Source organism: Flavobacteriaceae bacterium GSB9, assembly GCA_022749295.1.
In the GTDB taxonomy this organism is placed as follows: domain Bacteria; phylum Bacteroidota; class Bacteroidia; order Flavobacteriales; family Flavobacteriaceae; genus Flavisericum.
Map to the genome: position 1 here is coordinate 1,254,207 of CP062007.1, position 17,043 is coordinate 1,271,249.

General features: G+C 37.3%; 9 protein-coding genes. All 9 read right to left on the minus strand.

From position 1 onward, the window contains the following. Positions 1 to 256: 256 nt before the first annotated feature. The 9 genes from GSB9_01054 to GSB9_01062 all read right to left on the minus strand — a co-directional run bounded on the left by GSB9_01054 (position 257) and on the right by GSB9_01062 (position 17,039). Positions 257 to 1,309, minus strand: a complete 1,053-nt coding sequence (locus tag GSB9_01054; GenBank protein ID UKM64505.1) for an exo-alpha-sialidase — start codon at positions 1,307 to 1,309, stop codon at positions 257 to 259. A gap of 16 nt (positions 1,310 to 1,325) precedes the next feature. Continuing rightward, complete coding sequence (locus tag GSB9_01055) at positions 1,326 to 2,654, minus strand: sugar MFS transporter (protein UKM64506.1); 1,329 nt, start codon at positions 2,652 to 2,654, stop codon at positions 1,326 to 1,328. A gap of 22 nt (positions 2,655 to 2,676) precedes the next feature. After that, positions 2,677 to 3,027: a hypothetical protein gene (locus GSB9_01056; GenBank protein ID UKM64507.1), complete on the minus strand. Its 351-nt coding sequence runs from the start codon at positions 3,025 to 3,027 to the stop codon at positions 2,677 to 2,679. 227 nt (positions 3,028 to 3,254) lie between these two features. Beyond that, complete coding sequence (locus GSB9_01057; GenBank protein ID UKM64508.1) at positions 3,255 to 4,823, minus strand: SusD/RagB family nutrient-binding outer membrane lipoprotein; 1,569 nt, start codon at positions 4,821 to 4,823, stop codon at positions 3,255 to 3,257. Between the two features lie 12 nt (positions 4,824 to 4,835). Further along, positions 4,836 to 7,946 carry a SusC/RagA family TonB-linked outer membrane protein gene (locus tag GSB9_01058; protein UKM64509.1) on the minus strand — a complete coding sequence of 1,037 codons (3,111 nt, stop codon included), beginning with the start codon at positions 7,944 to 7,946 and terminating at the stop codon, positions 4,836 to 4,838. Positions 7,947 to 8,268: 322 nt separating this feature from the next. Further along, positions 8,269 to 10,911 carry a glycoside hydrolase family 3 C-terminal domain-containing protein gene (locus GSB9_01059; GenBank protein ID UKM64510.1) on the minus strand — a complete coding sequence of 881 codons (2,643 nt, stop codon included), beginning with the start codon at positions 10,909 to 10,911 and terminating at the stop codon, positions 8,269 to 8,271. Between the two features lie 17 nt (positions 10,912 to 10,928). Then, the gene (locus GSB9_01060; protein UKM64511.2) at positions 10,929 to 13,130 is read right to left on the minus strand and encodes a GH92 family glycosyl hydrolase; all 2,202 of its coding nucleotides are present in this window, start codon (positions 13,128 to 13,130) and stop codon (positions 10,929 to 10,931) included. Between the two features lie 64 nt (positions 13,131 to 13,194). Further along, entirely contained in the window at positions 13,195 to 14,679 is a 1,485-nt protein-coding gene (locus GSB9_01061) for an alpha-L-fucosidase (GenBank protein ID UKM64512.1), read from the minus strand. A 38-nt stretch (positions 14,680 to 14,717) separates the two neighbouring features. Then, positions 14,718 to 17,039, minus strand: coding sequence for a glycoside hydrolase family 20 protein (locus GSB9_01062; GenBank protein UKM64513.1), 2,322 nt, complete (start codon positions 17,037 to 17,039; stop codon positions 14,718 to 14,720). Positions 17,040 to 17,043: the final 4 nt, after the last annotated feature.

Genomic DNA, 17,043 nt, shown 5'->3' on the forward strand with positions numbered 1-17,043 from the left:
TTCATAACTATTTTTGAATATCTTAACACTTTTATTAAGTATTAAAAACAAATAAGCCTTAGGCTTTTAAAACCACATGAAAACGTGAAGAACCCTATGATCAAAATCGTATAAAAATGAGTATTTTAGAACAGTGGAGTTATGAACTTTTGCATTCAAATCAATTCAAATTTTATGTCCGAGTAAAGGTGGCAACTCCAATATGATTTTGTTCAAGATTTTTGACTGTTAGGACACTATCCCTTAAATTACTCCACTACCTATCTAATTGGAAGGAAACATGTTTTATGTATTCCCTGTTATAGGTATACAAAACATGTATTTTTTCATCTTTTGTTTGAATTATGGCAGGATAACTGAACTGACCTTCTTGCTTCTTTTCAAGGGTCAAAACCCTCTCCCAGTTCAATCCATCTTTGGAGTATTCAACATCTAGAATATTGCGACCGTTATACCAATCGTTACCCTGTGGCAAGGGATTGTTAACAAGTAAAAACATTTTTTCCCCTAATGACAAAGCATCAATCCCAGAGTTGGAGTTAATAACATCTATAGTGTCTGTATATTTCCAAGAATCACCAAAATCATCAGACCAAGAACTGACTAATTTATTATGCCTACTTCTGCATAGCATTTGGATTAGACTATCCGAATGTACTAAAAATGTAGGTTGTATAATATCAAAACTCTTTTTGTTTTCAATAGGTATTTTATGCCATTGGCTCGTATTTTCAATGTATTTCTCTACGTGTACACGCCATTCATTGTTTTTGTCACTCTCTGTACTACTTCCGCACAAAAGTACCCCAGGTGTTGTTTCTACTGGCTTGTTCTTTATTGGCCCCAACATTCCTTTAGGCAAATATTGGGGTGGGCTCCATGTTCCCCCATCATCTTTTGAGGTGAGCATTGCTCCAAACCATTCTCTTGGATTTTTACCAACCTTATAAAACAAATACAATATGTTTCTTTGACTTTTAAACAATACAGGATTCCAACAGGGCAATGTATCTTTTTCTTTTATTACAGGCTTTATCAAACATGCTGGATCAGACCACTGCTTCCCGTTATATGAAGCAACATATATACCAACATCATTGGCTCCTTCATGCGTCCCTCCAAACCAAGCCGCTAGTAAATTATTAGGTTTTGTCTCGACTACCGTTGCTGCATGGCAATTGTTAGTTACTTTTTTATTAAAAACAAAAGATTCAGTAACATCACTACATTTGGGCTTCCCATCTTTACAGTTCCAAAAGGCAGTCAAAATCACAAATAAAAGTATAAGAGATTTTAACGGTGTAGACATAATTTGTTTTTTAAAGTTACCTATTTTGCCCTAGTGTATGACCATGAACAGCATAGTAAAGAATAAATAAATAACATGGTAATAAAATCCAGTAACCATTTGCTGCTGAAGTTGCTGTCGCTAAAGTTTCTTCCATACCATTTGCCAGATAACTAGCTTTCTTCAAATCAACTAATTTACCATACAAGGGCGGGATTATAGCGCCTCCTGATATTGCCATAATCAATAAGGCAGACCCCGTTTTTGTAAATTCCCCCAAACCCTTTAAAGTAAGCGGCCAAATTGCCGGCCAAACTAAAGCATTCGATATTCCTAGAGCAGCCACAAATAAAACTGATGTAAACCCACTGGTGAATACGATACAAAATGAAAAAACAATTCCTAAAATGGCACTAACCTTTAATGCTAAAGTTTGACTTATATATTTAGGAATCAAAATAACTCCTAAAGCATAAGTAGCGACCATTGCCATTAAGGTAAATGTTGTAAAAAACTTGGCATAAACAGCAGAAATACCTAATGAAATACCGTAAGCAATAATGGTATCTCCAGCAATAACCTCAACACCTACATACATAAACAGAGCCAACATCCCCAACCACAAATGCGGAAATTGAAATATACTGGTTTTTGTGGTTTCACCATCCTTTGGTGCCTTAACAGGTTCTGCTTCAACATGGGGCAAAGGTGCTTTTCTTATCAATAATCCTAAAATAAATAAAACCAAGGCCATAACGATGTATGGAACAACCACCCCTTCTGCCATAGTATCTAACAATTCTGTCTTTTCTTTATTTGTAACAGTACTTAACTTTTCATTTACCTCATCAATGCCAGACAGCAGTAATGCACCAAAAATAAGCGACCCCAAAGCCCCTGCTACCTTATTGGCAATACCCATGATAGAAATACGTTTAGCCGCACTTTCTATTGGCCCTAAAATAGTTATATATGGATTTGATGCGGTTTGCAATAAAGTCATTCCTGCTCCTTGAATAAAAATACCTGTTAAAAATATCCAATACGTTCTTGCCTCTGCTGCAGGTATGAAAACCAGAGCTCCCAATCCCATAATGAATAACCCCAGAGACATACCTTTTCTATACCCTACTATTGTTAATATGTAAGAGGCTGGCAATGCCATAACAACAAATGAAATGTAGGAAGCCGAAGCGACCAAAAGTGACTGGGCCGATGTTAATTCGCTTATTGTTTTCATAAAAGGTATTAAGGCTCCATTAATCCAGGTAACAAACCCGAAAATAAAAAATAGCGCTGCTATAATCAATATCGGAACTAAAGTATCTTTTTTTGTTTTATGCGATGGTTGATTGAAATTCGTCATAGGTGTTAATTCATCTAAATAGTTAATACTGTTTACTTTTTAAGTCGGACTTGCATAAAAGACTATTGATCTGGTTGTAAATTGAAACTAATTGTGAGTGTTTTTTTTGGCAACCGGTTTTTGATTTGCTAACTACGGTTATCTTCATGTCAATATTTTCATGAACACAATCACTTTTTTTTATACTGAACCATCCGTTGGGGTAATATATTTTAATCCCTCTTGAAGTATCCTGAAGGTATAAATCAAACTCCCCTGACACCCAATTAATAAATTTAGAATACACATCAAAAACTTCAACTGCTTCAATTTGAAGTTTATAATAAGGCTTTGAATATATTATTTCACCTTCCAAGATAGCGGCTTCATTCATTTTTAAAATCTTTTAAACCCATTAAACTAGGTGTTTAGAACAACAATCTTGCTATAACCAAATTACACCATACCCAATAAATGTTTCAATTATTTCGACAGACAACCACCCAATAAAGACTAAGGTGTTAAAAAAATAAAAAAGGGAATTCTAAATGAATTCCCCTAATTAAAAATCAAACTAATGTAATATACTCTATATAATCATTTTGAAATATATCCATAACATTAATCAACATCCCACCAAACATTTGTATCGCCTTCATCAGCGCCTCCTAAAAGCGTAGTTGCTTCAGTAACAGCATCTCCATTGGTACTATATTCGTTAGGCAAATAGGTTACACGTTTCATTACCCCGTACCCTATGGAAGGATCTAAAGTAGTAATTAAAGGATATAATATATCAGCATCCGTTCTACGCAAATCCGACCAGGCCTCCCATGATTCCGGGAAAAGGCTCAAATACTTTTGTACTGCAATCTGTTTCAGTTGTTCGCCTTCTGTAGCAGCCCATGCTACAGGCACATCAACTGGAGGTGTAGAATCATTGTACAAACTTCCAAACGTAGGCACGGCTCCTGTTGTTGTTCCAGTTAAATAAGAATCAATATCTGAATTTTCAACACCCCATTGCTCAAGTGATAAACGAATACCATCTTCATAAAGTGTTTGAGCTGTTCCAGACATGTTCCATCCTTTTAAAGCTCCTTCTGAACGGTTAAAATTAGATTCAGAAGCCATCATAACTTCAATATCTTTTGTACTGTTATCTGCAAACGTGGTTTCTTGGTTAGTCAAGCTTAAATTACTACCATCTCTATCCAATAAAGGGCCACCTCCGTTAGGCAAACCTACATAATCTCCAAAATATGGTGATTCTTCATCTGAAACAGGGCCAAACCAAATAGGCATCCTAGGGTCATTATAACCTTTAAGAATACTCTCCATATCTGCTGTCATATAAAAACCCCAAAATTTCATAATATCAACAAAATTGTTGTATGTGTCTGGAGTTACATGAAAATAGGCACTATCGTCATTAGACTCCATAACACCTGCAGAGACAGCGGCTTCGGCTTGGGCTTGGGCTTTTGATGCGTCCACATCCGAAATTCTTAAGGCTAAACGCAATCTTAACGAATTTCCAAATTTTCTCCACTTTTCAATATCCCCACTATATATCTCATCATAATCTCCAAATACAGCAACCGTAGATTCCGAAGATGCACTTAACGTTGTATTGGCTGATTCTAAAAGGTTAAAAAAATCGGTATACATAGATTCTTGGGAGTCATAAGGTACTGATGAGCCTCCAATACCTGCTTCTGAATAAGGCACAGGCCCCCAATGGTCCGTAAACCTATGAAACATATACACTTTCCAGATATCAAGAACGGCAGTGGCTTCAGCATTTCCTTCTGCGGCCTTATAGGTATTTAATAAAGAAGGCACCGCTAATGTATAAAACCTTAGCCACCCTCTACTTCTCCACCCATCATTAATACCGTTGGCATCGGTTTCTGCCGCCCAACCTGGCGTCATATAATGTGCGTACACCATGGAGTGCAAGGCTGTGGCCAACCCATAAGTTCCATAATCATCCCCTGGGAGGCTCCATGAAGCATTCCCTATTCCTTTATATAGTGCGTTTGCAAACGCTGGTCCAGCTAATGTCGCATCCAACTGATCTGCAGTCAGCGAATTGGGGTCGGTATTCACTTCATCAAAATCTGAAGTACATCCTGTTATTTGAAACAGGAAAACCATCGTAAAAAATTTGATTATATAATTTTTCATATTTTATTTTTTTTAAAAATTTAATTTCACATTAAACCCAAAGTCTCTAGTAGAAGGAATATTATATGATTCTATACCCTGAAGGTTCCCAACACTAACACCTTGTTCCGGGTCGAAGTGTTCGGCTTTATTTACAAAGAAGAATAAATTTCTACCTACAAGCGATAAGTTAACTCCAGAGAACGGTGTTTTTGTTAAGAATTTACTTGGTAAAGAATATCCCAAAACCAGTTCTCTTAATCTAACATTTGTGGCATCAAAAACAAAATCTTCGGCTGATTTTGGATCCCTGCTAGCTACCTGAGACCAATAATTTTCAGCAGTTATTGAGGTTGTGTTGGCAGAATATGTGCCATCTCCATTATCAACTACACCATCAACTACAAAACCATCTCTACCATTTAAAGTAATATCACTCACTCCAGCTCCGGCCATTCTTGCTTGTGAATACGATACGACTTCGCCTCCTATACGAAAATCAACAAGAAAACTAAGGGTGAAATCTTTATATCTAAATTGGTTAAATAAACCGGCTGTCCAATCTGGATTAAAATTACCTGCCAATACGTCAAAACCAGAAGTGAACTCTGGCAAGCCGCTATCGGCATTAACAATAATTTCGCCATCTTCCGTACGGTTAAAGCCTTTTATGTATAAATCACCATAATCTCCTCCTTTTTTCACAATAGTTTGAGCCAGTCTTTCAAACCCTGTAGAGAGATTAAGTTCCTCTCGATCACTTAAAATACTTAGTACTTTTGTTTTATACGTTGCAAAATTAACAGTGGCATCCCAAGAAAAATTCTCAGATTCAACTAAGTTGGCATTTAAAACAGCTTCTACACCTTTATTTTCAATTTCTCCCCCGTTTACGACCTGTTTAGAATATCCTGAAGATTCAGGTACGTTAATTGTAAATATTTGGTCTTTCGTGTTGGTTTTAAACCACGTAAAATCCAATCCAATTTTACCATTCAAAAAGCGAGCATCGAAACCAAACTCTGTTGAACTTGAAATTTCGGGCTTAAGATTTGGGTTATTAAGTAAAGTGGAAGCTTGTACAACACCTCCGTTAAAACCATAAAAGTCAAGACCCGGAGCCAAAAGATAAGGCCTAGTATCGTTTCCGACCTGTGCATAAGACCCTCTTACTTTTAAGAAGGATAGCGCATCAGATTTAATATCAAACATATCGGTAAGTATTCCTGATAAGCCGACTGAAGGATAAAAGAAAGACCTATCTGATTCAGGAAGGGTTGAAGACCAATCGTTACGTGCCGTAACATCCAAAAACAAATATTCCTTAAAGGCCACTTGTGCAGATCCATACAAAGAATGAATCTTTTTATTAGAATAACCAGGAGTAACTGTTGTATTGGCCAAGTTATTTAGAGAGAAATAATTTCTCTTAGTTAACCTTCCGCCACTACTTAAAGTTGTACTTTTTCGCTCCATGGCATTTCCTCCTGCGTTTACATTTATTTTAAAATCCCCTAAGTCTTTATTATAAGATAATAAAAAATCAGTATTTAATTCCGTGTTTTCTCCAATAAATTCAGAATAACTTCCAAAATCTTGATTAAGAATTGCTATAGCTGCGTAACGAGAAATGTTTTGTTTATTTGTGGCCTTATCTAAACCTGCCCTAACCATTAAACTTAACTCATCTGTAAAGTCATACGTTAAAGAAGCAAAAGTAATTATCCTGTTTCGTTCGTCTGTTCTCAAGTTTCTTTTTGCCAACCAAAAAGGATTATTACCCAAAGTGCTTAGTGTATTGGCATTTATGTAATTATATCTTAATTCGCCAGCAGCATCAGTATATTCAAAATCTTTATATTGTCTGTAAGGCAAACTTCTTGGCATAGTATATACGGCCTCACCTATTTGCCCTTCTCCAGCTCCTATAGCATTTTCGATTTTTTGCGAAATAAAATTTGTTTTAACATCTAAATGTAATCTATCTGTTAAATCGCTTGTTAAACGTAAATTAACGTTATGGCGATCCAGTTCATTTCCTATAACAATCCCCTCAGCTTCTGTATTTGTATATGAGAAATACCCTTGTGTTTTTTCACTACCCATAGAGGCCGATAGGCTTCTAGACCAGTTATAACCGGATTGAAAAAAGTCTATTCCATTATCAGGCTGTGGGTTAAACGCATAAGTTGCTGGTCCAGAATAATCAGGATTATGTTCAAGCTGCCAAGCCGCAACAGATTGCCCTTCCATTCTAGGCCCCCAACTACTTTTGGATAACGCATCATAAGTTCCCTCATTACCTTGTCCGTATTCGTTTTGCAAGTTCAATAAATTATAGGCACTTGAAGCCATAAAATTAGAAGATACTGTAATACGTGCCTTATCGGTAGCCGATCCTTTCTTTGTGGTTATTACGATAACCCCATTACTCGCTCGAGACCCATATAAAGCCGCTGCAGAAGGCCCTTTTAATACCGATATAGATGCAATATCTTCTGGATTAATATTAGAAATACCATCAAAACTTGTAAACCCACCAATATCCGTAGAAGGCGAAGAAACCGAATTATCTATCGGCACACCGTCTATTACATACAATGGTTGGTTATTTCCTGTTAATGATCGGTTACCCCTAAGCGTAATTCTAGAAGAACTTCCAACACCACTACTGGTAGTCGAGAAATTTAGACCGGCGACTTTCCCCGAAAGTGAGTTAGCTACGTTTAAAGACCTGGCCTCAGAAAGGGACTCAGTAGATACTGTCTGGGTAGAATATGTTAATGACTTTTTATTCCTTTCAATACCCAAAGCCGTTATCACGACCTCCCCTAATTGTTCTGTATCTACAGACAAAGCAACATCTAAGGTAGTTGCTCCAGTAAATGCCACTTCCTTCGTTAAATACCCAACATAAGAAACTACCAATGTTGCCGAATCATTTGATATTTCAATACTGTAATATCCATCAAAATTAGAAGAAACGCCATTAGATGTTCCTTTAACAACAATACTCGCTCCTGGTAATGGCATGCCATTACTTGCGTCTGTTATTGTTCCTGATACCGTTGTTTGCGCCTTGGCATTCTGGAAGCTAGTTACGCAAAATACAAGCAGCACAAGTTTTAGTACTTTTTGAATCATAAATTTAGTTTTTGAGTTAATAATTTAAGTTTTTTACTGAATTAACAGTGGGTTAATAATATGTTAAATCTATAAATCTAAAAGGTTAACTATACCATAATTTCGACCAATAACAATTTTGAAAAGGCGTTGGTTTATTTTTACTCTTAATACGATGATTAATAATGAATTATTAATGTACCTCTCCTTTTTTTGTTAAATCTTCAGGTTTTTATATTTGTTATAAAATTAATCCAAAAAAATAAGCAACATATATAGTTGCTTATTTTCAAATAAAAATGAAACGTGATGTTTTGATGTTTTGATATTGACTCCTAGATACTTAATTGACCACCTTAAATGTTGCTTTTACCAAGTCTACCGAATTACCACCCACCATAACCTGAAAATCGCCAGGTTCAACGACACGCTGCATATCTCGATTCCATATCGCTAGTTCTGCGGGTGATAATTCAAATTTTACTTGTTTGGTTTCTCCTTGTTTTATAAAAATTCTTTCGAACCCTTTTAGAGTCTTATGTGGTGTGGTTACACTGCTGTATATATCATTTATATATAGCTGAACTACTTCATCGCCATCATAATCTCCTGTGTTTTTAACGTCTACAGATATGATAATTTTACCATCTATATGTATTATATCTGAACTTAATTTTAGGTTTGAATACTCGAAAGTGGTATAGCTTAAACCATAACCAAACGTATACAAAGGGTTCTCGCTTTCACTAACATACCTGTGGATCGCCGAAGGTTTTTGATTGTAGTAAATAGGCAATTGCCCAACAGATTTTGGAAATGTGATAGGCAATCTTCCTCCCGGGTTATAATCGCCAAACAGAACATCGGCCACAGCCCTACCTCCGGCTTCTCCGGGAAACCATGCCTCTAAAATAGCAGGTACGTTATCATTTATCCAGTTTACTGAAAGTGGACGACCATTTAAAAGCACACAAACCACGGGAGTGCCCGTATTTTTAATGGCCTCGATTAATTCTTGCTGCATGCCATGTAAATTTAAAGTTGCCACATCTCTGTTTTCTTCAACCAGTTCTCGTGACTCCCCCAGAACAACCACTGCAACATCGGCCTTTTTAGCTATATCAATTGCTGGTTGCAGGTTAATTTTTTCAAGATTCCAACGGAAATGTGCACGGGCACCCCAGCCACCTTCCCACATCTCTATGCGGACTTTATACTTTTTACCGGCTTCAATATTTTTAGGTGTAGTAACTATACTTGTAGCACCTTTTGTCCAGTTATCAATAACTAACTGATCGTCAATCCACATTCTCACACCATCATCCGAACTTAAGCCTAGCCAGCCATCAAAGGATGTGTCTGATTGGATATATCCTGTCCATCGGATTGAAAAATCATCATCGTTAACACCTTCCCCGGGATTCCATGGCCAATCAAACTGTAATTGTTGGTCTATTCGAGTTAAAGCAGGCTCACCTTCAACATTTCTGTTATTAAAATATTCTCCTTTTAATCCGTTTTGATTTCCATCTGGCGTAAATAAATATTTAGAAGGGATAATTTGTCCTTTTACAATCAACGGCACACCTTCATCATAAAGAATATCGATATTACTTCCAGCCACTTGTTTAATGCCTTCAAGAACAGTAGTAGCCACTTTATTTTTAACGGAATACCCTCCTAGCCGAGATGCATTGGCATTAGGACCAATAACCGCAATGGTGCTTAAATCTTTACTTAAAGGCAAGAGTTTATTTTGATTTTTTAGTAAACTGATAGATTTACGTCCTGATTCTAGCGCAACTTCCTGGTTTTCTTTTGAATGAAAACGCGCTTTAATCAAGCCTTTTTCAGTATATGGATTTTCAAATAGCCCCAACAAGAACTTCAATCTTAAAACACCTCCTGCAGCACGGTCAATATTTTCCATCGTCAATTCACCTTCATTTACAAGATCAATAATCGTTTTTTGCCAAAACTCATTTGAAAAATCGTAAAACTGCATATCAACACCAGCAGAAACAGCCTGTCGAATGCTTTCTTTGGGCGAATCGGCTACGTAGTGCGTAGTTTGTATGTATTTTATTGCTCCCAGATCAGAAACAACAATCCCTTTAAAATTCCATTCATCTCTTAAAACATTGGTTAACAACCAGTGGTTTGCAGCACAGGGAATACCATCTAACTCAGAATAGGCGCACATCGCTCCAAGCGCACCGCCTTGTTTATAAGCTTTCTCGAAAGTGGGCAAAAAATCTTCACGGGCAGTTCGTTCGCCTACAATTACAGGTGAAGAATTTCCTCCTGCCTGTGGATAGCTATGTACTGCAAAATGTTTCGGTTCTGCAATTATAGATTGGTCTGAAGCCAAGGTATCGCCCTGCATACCTTTTACCATAGCCAAACCCAGTTCGCCTGCCAAATAGGTATCTTCCCCAAAGGTTTCTGCGACCCGGCCCCAACGTGGTTCGCGGCCAATGCCCAAAACAGGCCCCAAGCCAAAATGCATGCCATGGGCTCTCGCTTCGCTGCCTATAACACGCCCCACTTTTTCCATAAGCGCTTTGTCCCAGGTAGCGCCTAAACCAATATTCATGGGAAACGCCGTACTCCCTTCGTCTAAATATCCATGTAGCATTTCGCACATGATAAGTGCGGGAATACCCCAACGGTTGTTTTTTATAACATTCTTTTGAAGGTCATTAATCATTTTTGCTGAACGGGGATAAATATCATGGATAGCCCCCACACCCAAATCTCCAATTTTGGCTTTGGTTTTGGCTTTAGAGAAGTCTTCACCATCCTTAAAATGTTCACCTTTGTACATATCCATTTGACGGACTTTTTCTTCCAAGCTCATTCGGCTTAACAAATCCTTCAAGCGGTCTTCTACAGGCAAGTTTACATCTTGATACGAATACTTTTGAGCAAATCCCAATTGGCATACACTCAAAACAAATACAATTGCTATGGTTATCTTTTTCATTTATAAATATTAAGTTTTTACTCTTGAATAATCTCTAAGGTGTTTCCGTTGACCAGCTCATCATGCGATATAAAGAAACTATCATGAGAGTTCCCATTTAATTTGATTTCCTTAATATTGCCATCTTGATTTAACTGACGTTTTATCACGAGATTTTCATTTTTATAATATTCTAAATCGAGTTTTATAGTAATCTTATCGAACATTGGAGCGGTTATGGTGTAAACAGGCGCCCCTGGATTTATTGGATAAATTCCCATCATGGAATATACAAGCCAAGCAGACATGGTTCCAGTATCGTCATTGCCCGGCAAGCCATCTGGTTTGTTGGTAAAATGTTTTCGAACCAATTTTTTAACCAACTTTTGCGCCGTTTCTTCTTCGCCTTTTAAATAGTTAAATAAATAAGGATAAGCGATATCGGGTTCGTTTGCCATATCGAACTGGTTGCTATCAAACACTTTGCGCAATTGATCACTAAAGCTTTTTTGTCCCCCCATTAATTTTATCAAGCCTTTAACATCATGGGAAACCATAAAGGTATATTGCCAAGCATTACCCTCTATAAACCCTACATTTTCTTCAAAATTAGCTCCGGAATTAGGATTAAAAGGCTCATAAAAACTTCCATCACTGTTTCTTGGGCGAAGTAGTCTGAGTTCTTTATCGAATAAATTTCTATAAGTAACCGATCGTTTTTTAAACCTTTTGTAATCTTTTTTATAACCCAACTCTTTAGCTAAAAGTGAAATGGCATAGTCGGCCACATTATATTCCTGCGTCGTTGAAACAGGCCCTTTTTCATTGGTAGTAACATACCCTTTTTCAATATAATCTTGAAGGCCGTTTCGTAGCGGGTTATCTTCTAATTTATCGGCGCTTTTCAACATTGCCTCATAGGCTTTACCGACATCAAAATCTTGTATATTTTTTAAGTAGGTATCTGTAATCACAATACTTGCAGGATCGCCAACCATAGTGAATGTTTCGGTGGAATTCAATTCCCATTTAGGCAACCATCCGTTCTCATCGTACATATCCAACATACTTTTTACCATGTTAGATTGCTGTTTTGGATATACCAAAGACATGAGTTGATGTAGGTTTCTATAGGTATCCCAAAGTGAAAACACCGTGTATCTCGTATCGTTTGTTTGCCCTATTTTATTGGTTTTAATTTTAGGATATTGCCCGTTAAAATCGTTCAAGATATTTGGATGAATCAATGTATGGTATAAAGCCGTATAAAAAATAGTTTTATCTTCCTTGGACCCACCTTCAACTAAAACCTTGGACAACTGTGCATCCCAAGCATTATATGTCCCTTCATAAACATCGTCAAAAGATTTATTTGCTGTCTCTTTTTCTAAATTTTCCCGAGCATTATCAATGCTTACGTACGATATACCGACTTTAACCTCTACCGTTTCTGTTTTCTCAAAATTGTAACTGAAATAGGCACCAATACTATCGCCTACCACCATTTTTTTTGAGTTTTTCATTAGCCGGGTTTTACCGTTGTATGTCATCCATTGGGCTTCGACACCCTTATACGTTGCCGGAGTTTTCCATACACCAAACTTATCGGCAGGCTTAGAGAACTTAGCAACAAAATAAACCGGATAGGCATCCTCCGGACTGTTATAACAAAACGAACCTACACTGCGCATCCCTTCAATTTCGGTTGAAGACACGATTTTTACCATAGCTCCCTGCTCATTGGTAAGCCCTAAACCTAAATTAAGCAACACATTCGACTTTCCCTCAGGAAACGTAAACTTGTTGACACCAACACGTGTTGATGCCGTAAACTCAGTCTTTATTTTATATCTATCCAATACAGAACTGTAATAGCCTGCTTTTGCAATTTCATTCGAATATGTAGAACCGTATTTAAGATGATTGGTTTCTAACTGACCCGTTGTTGGCATAAGCAAAATAACGCCTAAGTCCGGACAACCTACACCACTTAAATTTACCTGTGAGAACCCTGTTAGAAATGTATTCTCATAAACATAAGGTGTAGACAGCCACCGGCTGTCTTTTTCAAGTGGCAAGTTTTGAGAACCAGCAACATTGAACGGACTAATACTTGCCATGCCTCTAGGTGCTATCGGTCCTGGAAATGTAGCCCCGTAATTAGATGTTCCAATAAACGGGTTTACAAAATCAACGGGAGCTTGCGCTTGTACATTAAAGCATAAAAACACAATAACCATTGTTGTTAATATGTCTTTAAGTACCTCAATTTTATCTTTTAAAAGCATGAACACTATTTTAATTTTACTTAATTACTTTGTTTATCTTTAAAGCCCATGCCTCTTTACAAGGCAAATCATTTATTAAATTTTCTGGAATAGAGACCTTAAAGCCTTCATCAAGCTTTTCCCATTTTAATTTTGTTTTAGCTCCAAGCATTGTGATTTTAGCCCCCTTTTTAGGTTGGACTGATTTTACAATAATTTCGGAAGGTATTTTGGTTTCTCCATCTTTTGCCAAATACACAAGAAACACATTGCCTTCCTTATTTTGCGTCATACAAATGTTGTTTTCTTTGTAGGGAGCAATAGGCTTCGTATTATAAATAGCCTCTCCATTTACATCCAACCAAGCACCGTACTCGTTAAGTAATTTATACGCCCCTGCCTGCCACTCTCCTTCTGCACTGGGAGCCACATTTAACAGCAAGTTTCCTCCTTTGGCCACAACATCAACCAACATATGGATACCTTCCCTGCCCGTTAAATATTTAGCATCTGGAGTATAAGACCAGCCTCCACCTGAAGTAATACACGACTCCCATGGGTAGGGCAATGTTTTCTCAGGAACGCGATTTTCTGGTGTTAAATAATTTTGGTTCTTACTGTGCACAGCCCTATCGACTACAATTAAACCTGGTTGTTTTTTTCTTGCTTTTTCAACCAACGCATCCATTTTCACATCCTGATCTACAACGCGGTGCTTTATAAATCCGTTACCCGATTCATTTTCTTTGAATTTAGCGACATAATTTTTCTGCACAGTCTCTGGCTCTAATTTTTGAACCCAACCCCCGTCAAGCCATAATATATCTACATTTCCATAGTCTGTAAGTAGCTCCAATATCTGATTATGGGTGAAATCGACATACTTCTGCCACTTTTCTGGATATGCTAGCGGATCGTAATTTACATTCCTGTCCAATGGCGGAAAATAAGGGTCCCAATAATTTTCGTGATGCCAATCTGGTTTAGAAAAATAAGCCCCAATCCAAAGGTCCTCTTTTCTAAAAGCATCAAAAACTTCCTTTGTTATGTTCGATTTTGGGTTTGAGCTGAACGCACAATCTTCATCGGTTACTTTGTAATCGCTGTATTTTGTATCAAACATATTAAAACCATCGTGGTGCTTGGTGGTAAAAACCATGTACTTCATACCTGCATATTTAGCAGCCTTGGCCCACTTCTCTGGATTAAATTTTGTTGGGTTAAAGGTCTTCTTTAGGGCTTCATAATCTTTCACATATTGATTGTAATTTTCTGGATTACTGCCCTTTGTTCGTTCACACCAGCCATAATCTTCAGGGCACAGCGACCACGATTCTACAATACCCCATTGGCTATAAGTACCCCAATGCATTAAAAGCCCGAACTTTAAGTCTTGCCATTTATCTAACTTTTCTAATACCAAAGGGTCTGTTTCAGGTATATACCTTTCGTCTTCGTAAATCGCTTGAGAAAACATTTTAACCGAAAGCAGTATGGCAACAATTGCTAATCTTTTTTTCATAGAGATATCTTTTTTTTTTTAATACATTTTATTCTTACCTAATTCACCAAAATTTCATCGACAAACAAAAAGGTGTCCGCTCCTTTAAGTCCTTTTTTTAAAGGTATGGCTATCACCTTTAAAAATCTTGTTTCTATTGTTTTAAATGAAATGTTAAAATCTTTTAACGCTGCTCCTGTACTTTTTGACTGCTCCTGTTCAACACGGCCAACTTCAGTAAAGCTTACACCGTCTTTAGATACAAAAACCTGTATAGAAGATGGAAAATAAATGCCTGCACCTTGGTTTTCCAAAGTGCCTACAGTAACTTGACTTACGGTTTTCAATGAGCCCAAATCAATAATTACTTCCATGTTATTACCAATCCAAGCCTGCCATTGTCCATCATGGAAATCTTTAGAACCTCTAATTGAATTTACCAGCCCCTGCTTGCCATCAGCTTGATATTTCTGATGGTACGGATACTTAAAGCTTATGTTACTCGCAGAAGCTTTATGAAATAAAATAGTGTCTACAAAAGTTTCACCTACGGGCATACCTTCTTTAAATAAAGATGCTTTTATCACCGTAGATGTCTTTATGGTTAAGGTGTCTTTATAGCGTTTAGAATGTTCACTTAGTTGTTCATCTCCAAAAACATAGCGAATATCTGGGTTGGGGAATTCATTTTGCAAAGTTAATTTAACAGTATTGCTCTTAATATCTGCTGTGGTCGTCGCTGTTACCAGATAAGCACTTTTGGCATAGTTTATCCCCAAATAGTCGTAACGCTTAAACTGTGCTTCTAATCGATTTGAAAAATCTTCCCAATTGCGTGAGGCTTTTTTACTCCATAAAACTTCTGCCATAGCTGCCAGCCTTGGAAAAATCATATACTCTGAGTCTTGGTTAGTCGTAATATACTCTGACCATAAATTTGCCTGCCCTCCCAAAACATGATCAGCTTCCTCTTTACTCATCCCTTCAACTATAGGGTCAAATTGATATACCTTATTTAATGGCAAATTAGCATTGAACGCCGCAGGTTCGCTGTCTTGCGGCCCTTGATAAAAATTAATATAACAATAGCTCTCTGGTGTCATGATTACATCGTGCCCCTGTTGTGCTGCTTCCTTTCCACCTTCAGTACCTCTCCAACTCATTACGGTAGCATCAGGAGCTAAACCTCCCTCTAAAATTTCGTCCCATCCAATTATCTTTCTTCCTTTAGAATTGACGAACTTTTCTATTCTTTTAATCATATAGCTCTGTAGTTCATCAACACTACTTAAACCTTCTTCCTTAATTCTTTTTTTACAGTGTGGGCAAATCTTCCAATTGGTTTTAGTGGCTTCATCACCTCCGATATGAATATATTTTGATGGAAAAATAGCCATGACTTCAGTTAGTACATCTTCCAAAAAATGAAATGTATTTTCTTTTCCGGGGCAATATATATCTGTTATGGGCCACACTCCTCCCGACGGAACGGCTATGGGCCTGCCAAAACAGGACAGTTCTGGATAAGCTGCAATAGCAGAGCTTACATGGGCCGGCATTTCAATTTCTGGAATGACCTCAATGCTTTTAGACTTGGCATAGGCTACAATGTCTTTTAATTCTTCCTGTGTTAAATAACCACCATAAGTTCCCTTTTCGTCTGGACTATTAGTTCTTCGGGCATTCCACTCTGAATCCTCTTGGTTTACACGCCACGCACCAACCTCGGTTAATTTGGGATACTTTTTTATTTCGATACGCCAACCTTGATCGTCTTGTAAGTGTAAGTGCAGCACATTCATTTTGTGCATAGCCAAACGGTCTATCGTTTTTAAAATATACGCTTTGTCAAAAAAATGTCGCGATATGTCAAGCATTAATCCGCGATGCTTAAAGCGTGGCTTATCGATTATGGTAACCACTGGAACTACCCAATCTACATTATCGATTTTTGTTTGGCTTTCAATTTCAACGGGCAACAATTGACGTACTGTTTCTAATCCATATAAAAATCCTGATTGGCTGTTGGCCGATATGTAAATCTTATTTTCCGAAACCTCTAATACGTATGCTTCTTTTGGCAGGCTATCAATCGTTTTAAAGGCTATAAAATTAGTTTTAGGCCGCTCTTTGGAAATAACGGACTGAAAACCTGCTGCCGTTTTAAGTTTTGAAATTAGCAGGTTACCCAAAAAATTTTCTTCTTCATTGCTCACGACAAAAGTGGTTTGGCCTGAAAATTCGAAAATTCCTTTACCCAACTTAACCTCTAATGGTTCTGGAATGATTTGAATATCGTCTTCAGTAAACATGCGCTCCTTCTTTGGTGAAGAGCAGCCTACCATTACAGATAAAAACAATAAGCACTTAATTATCTTCATAGTA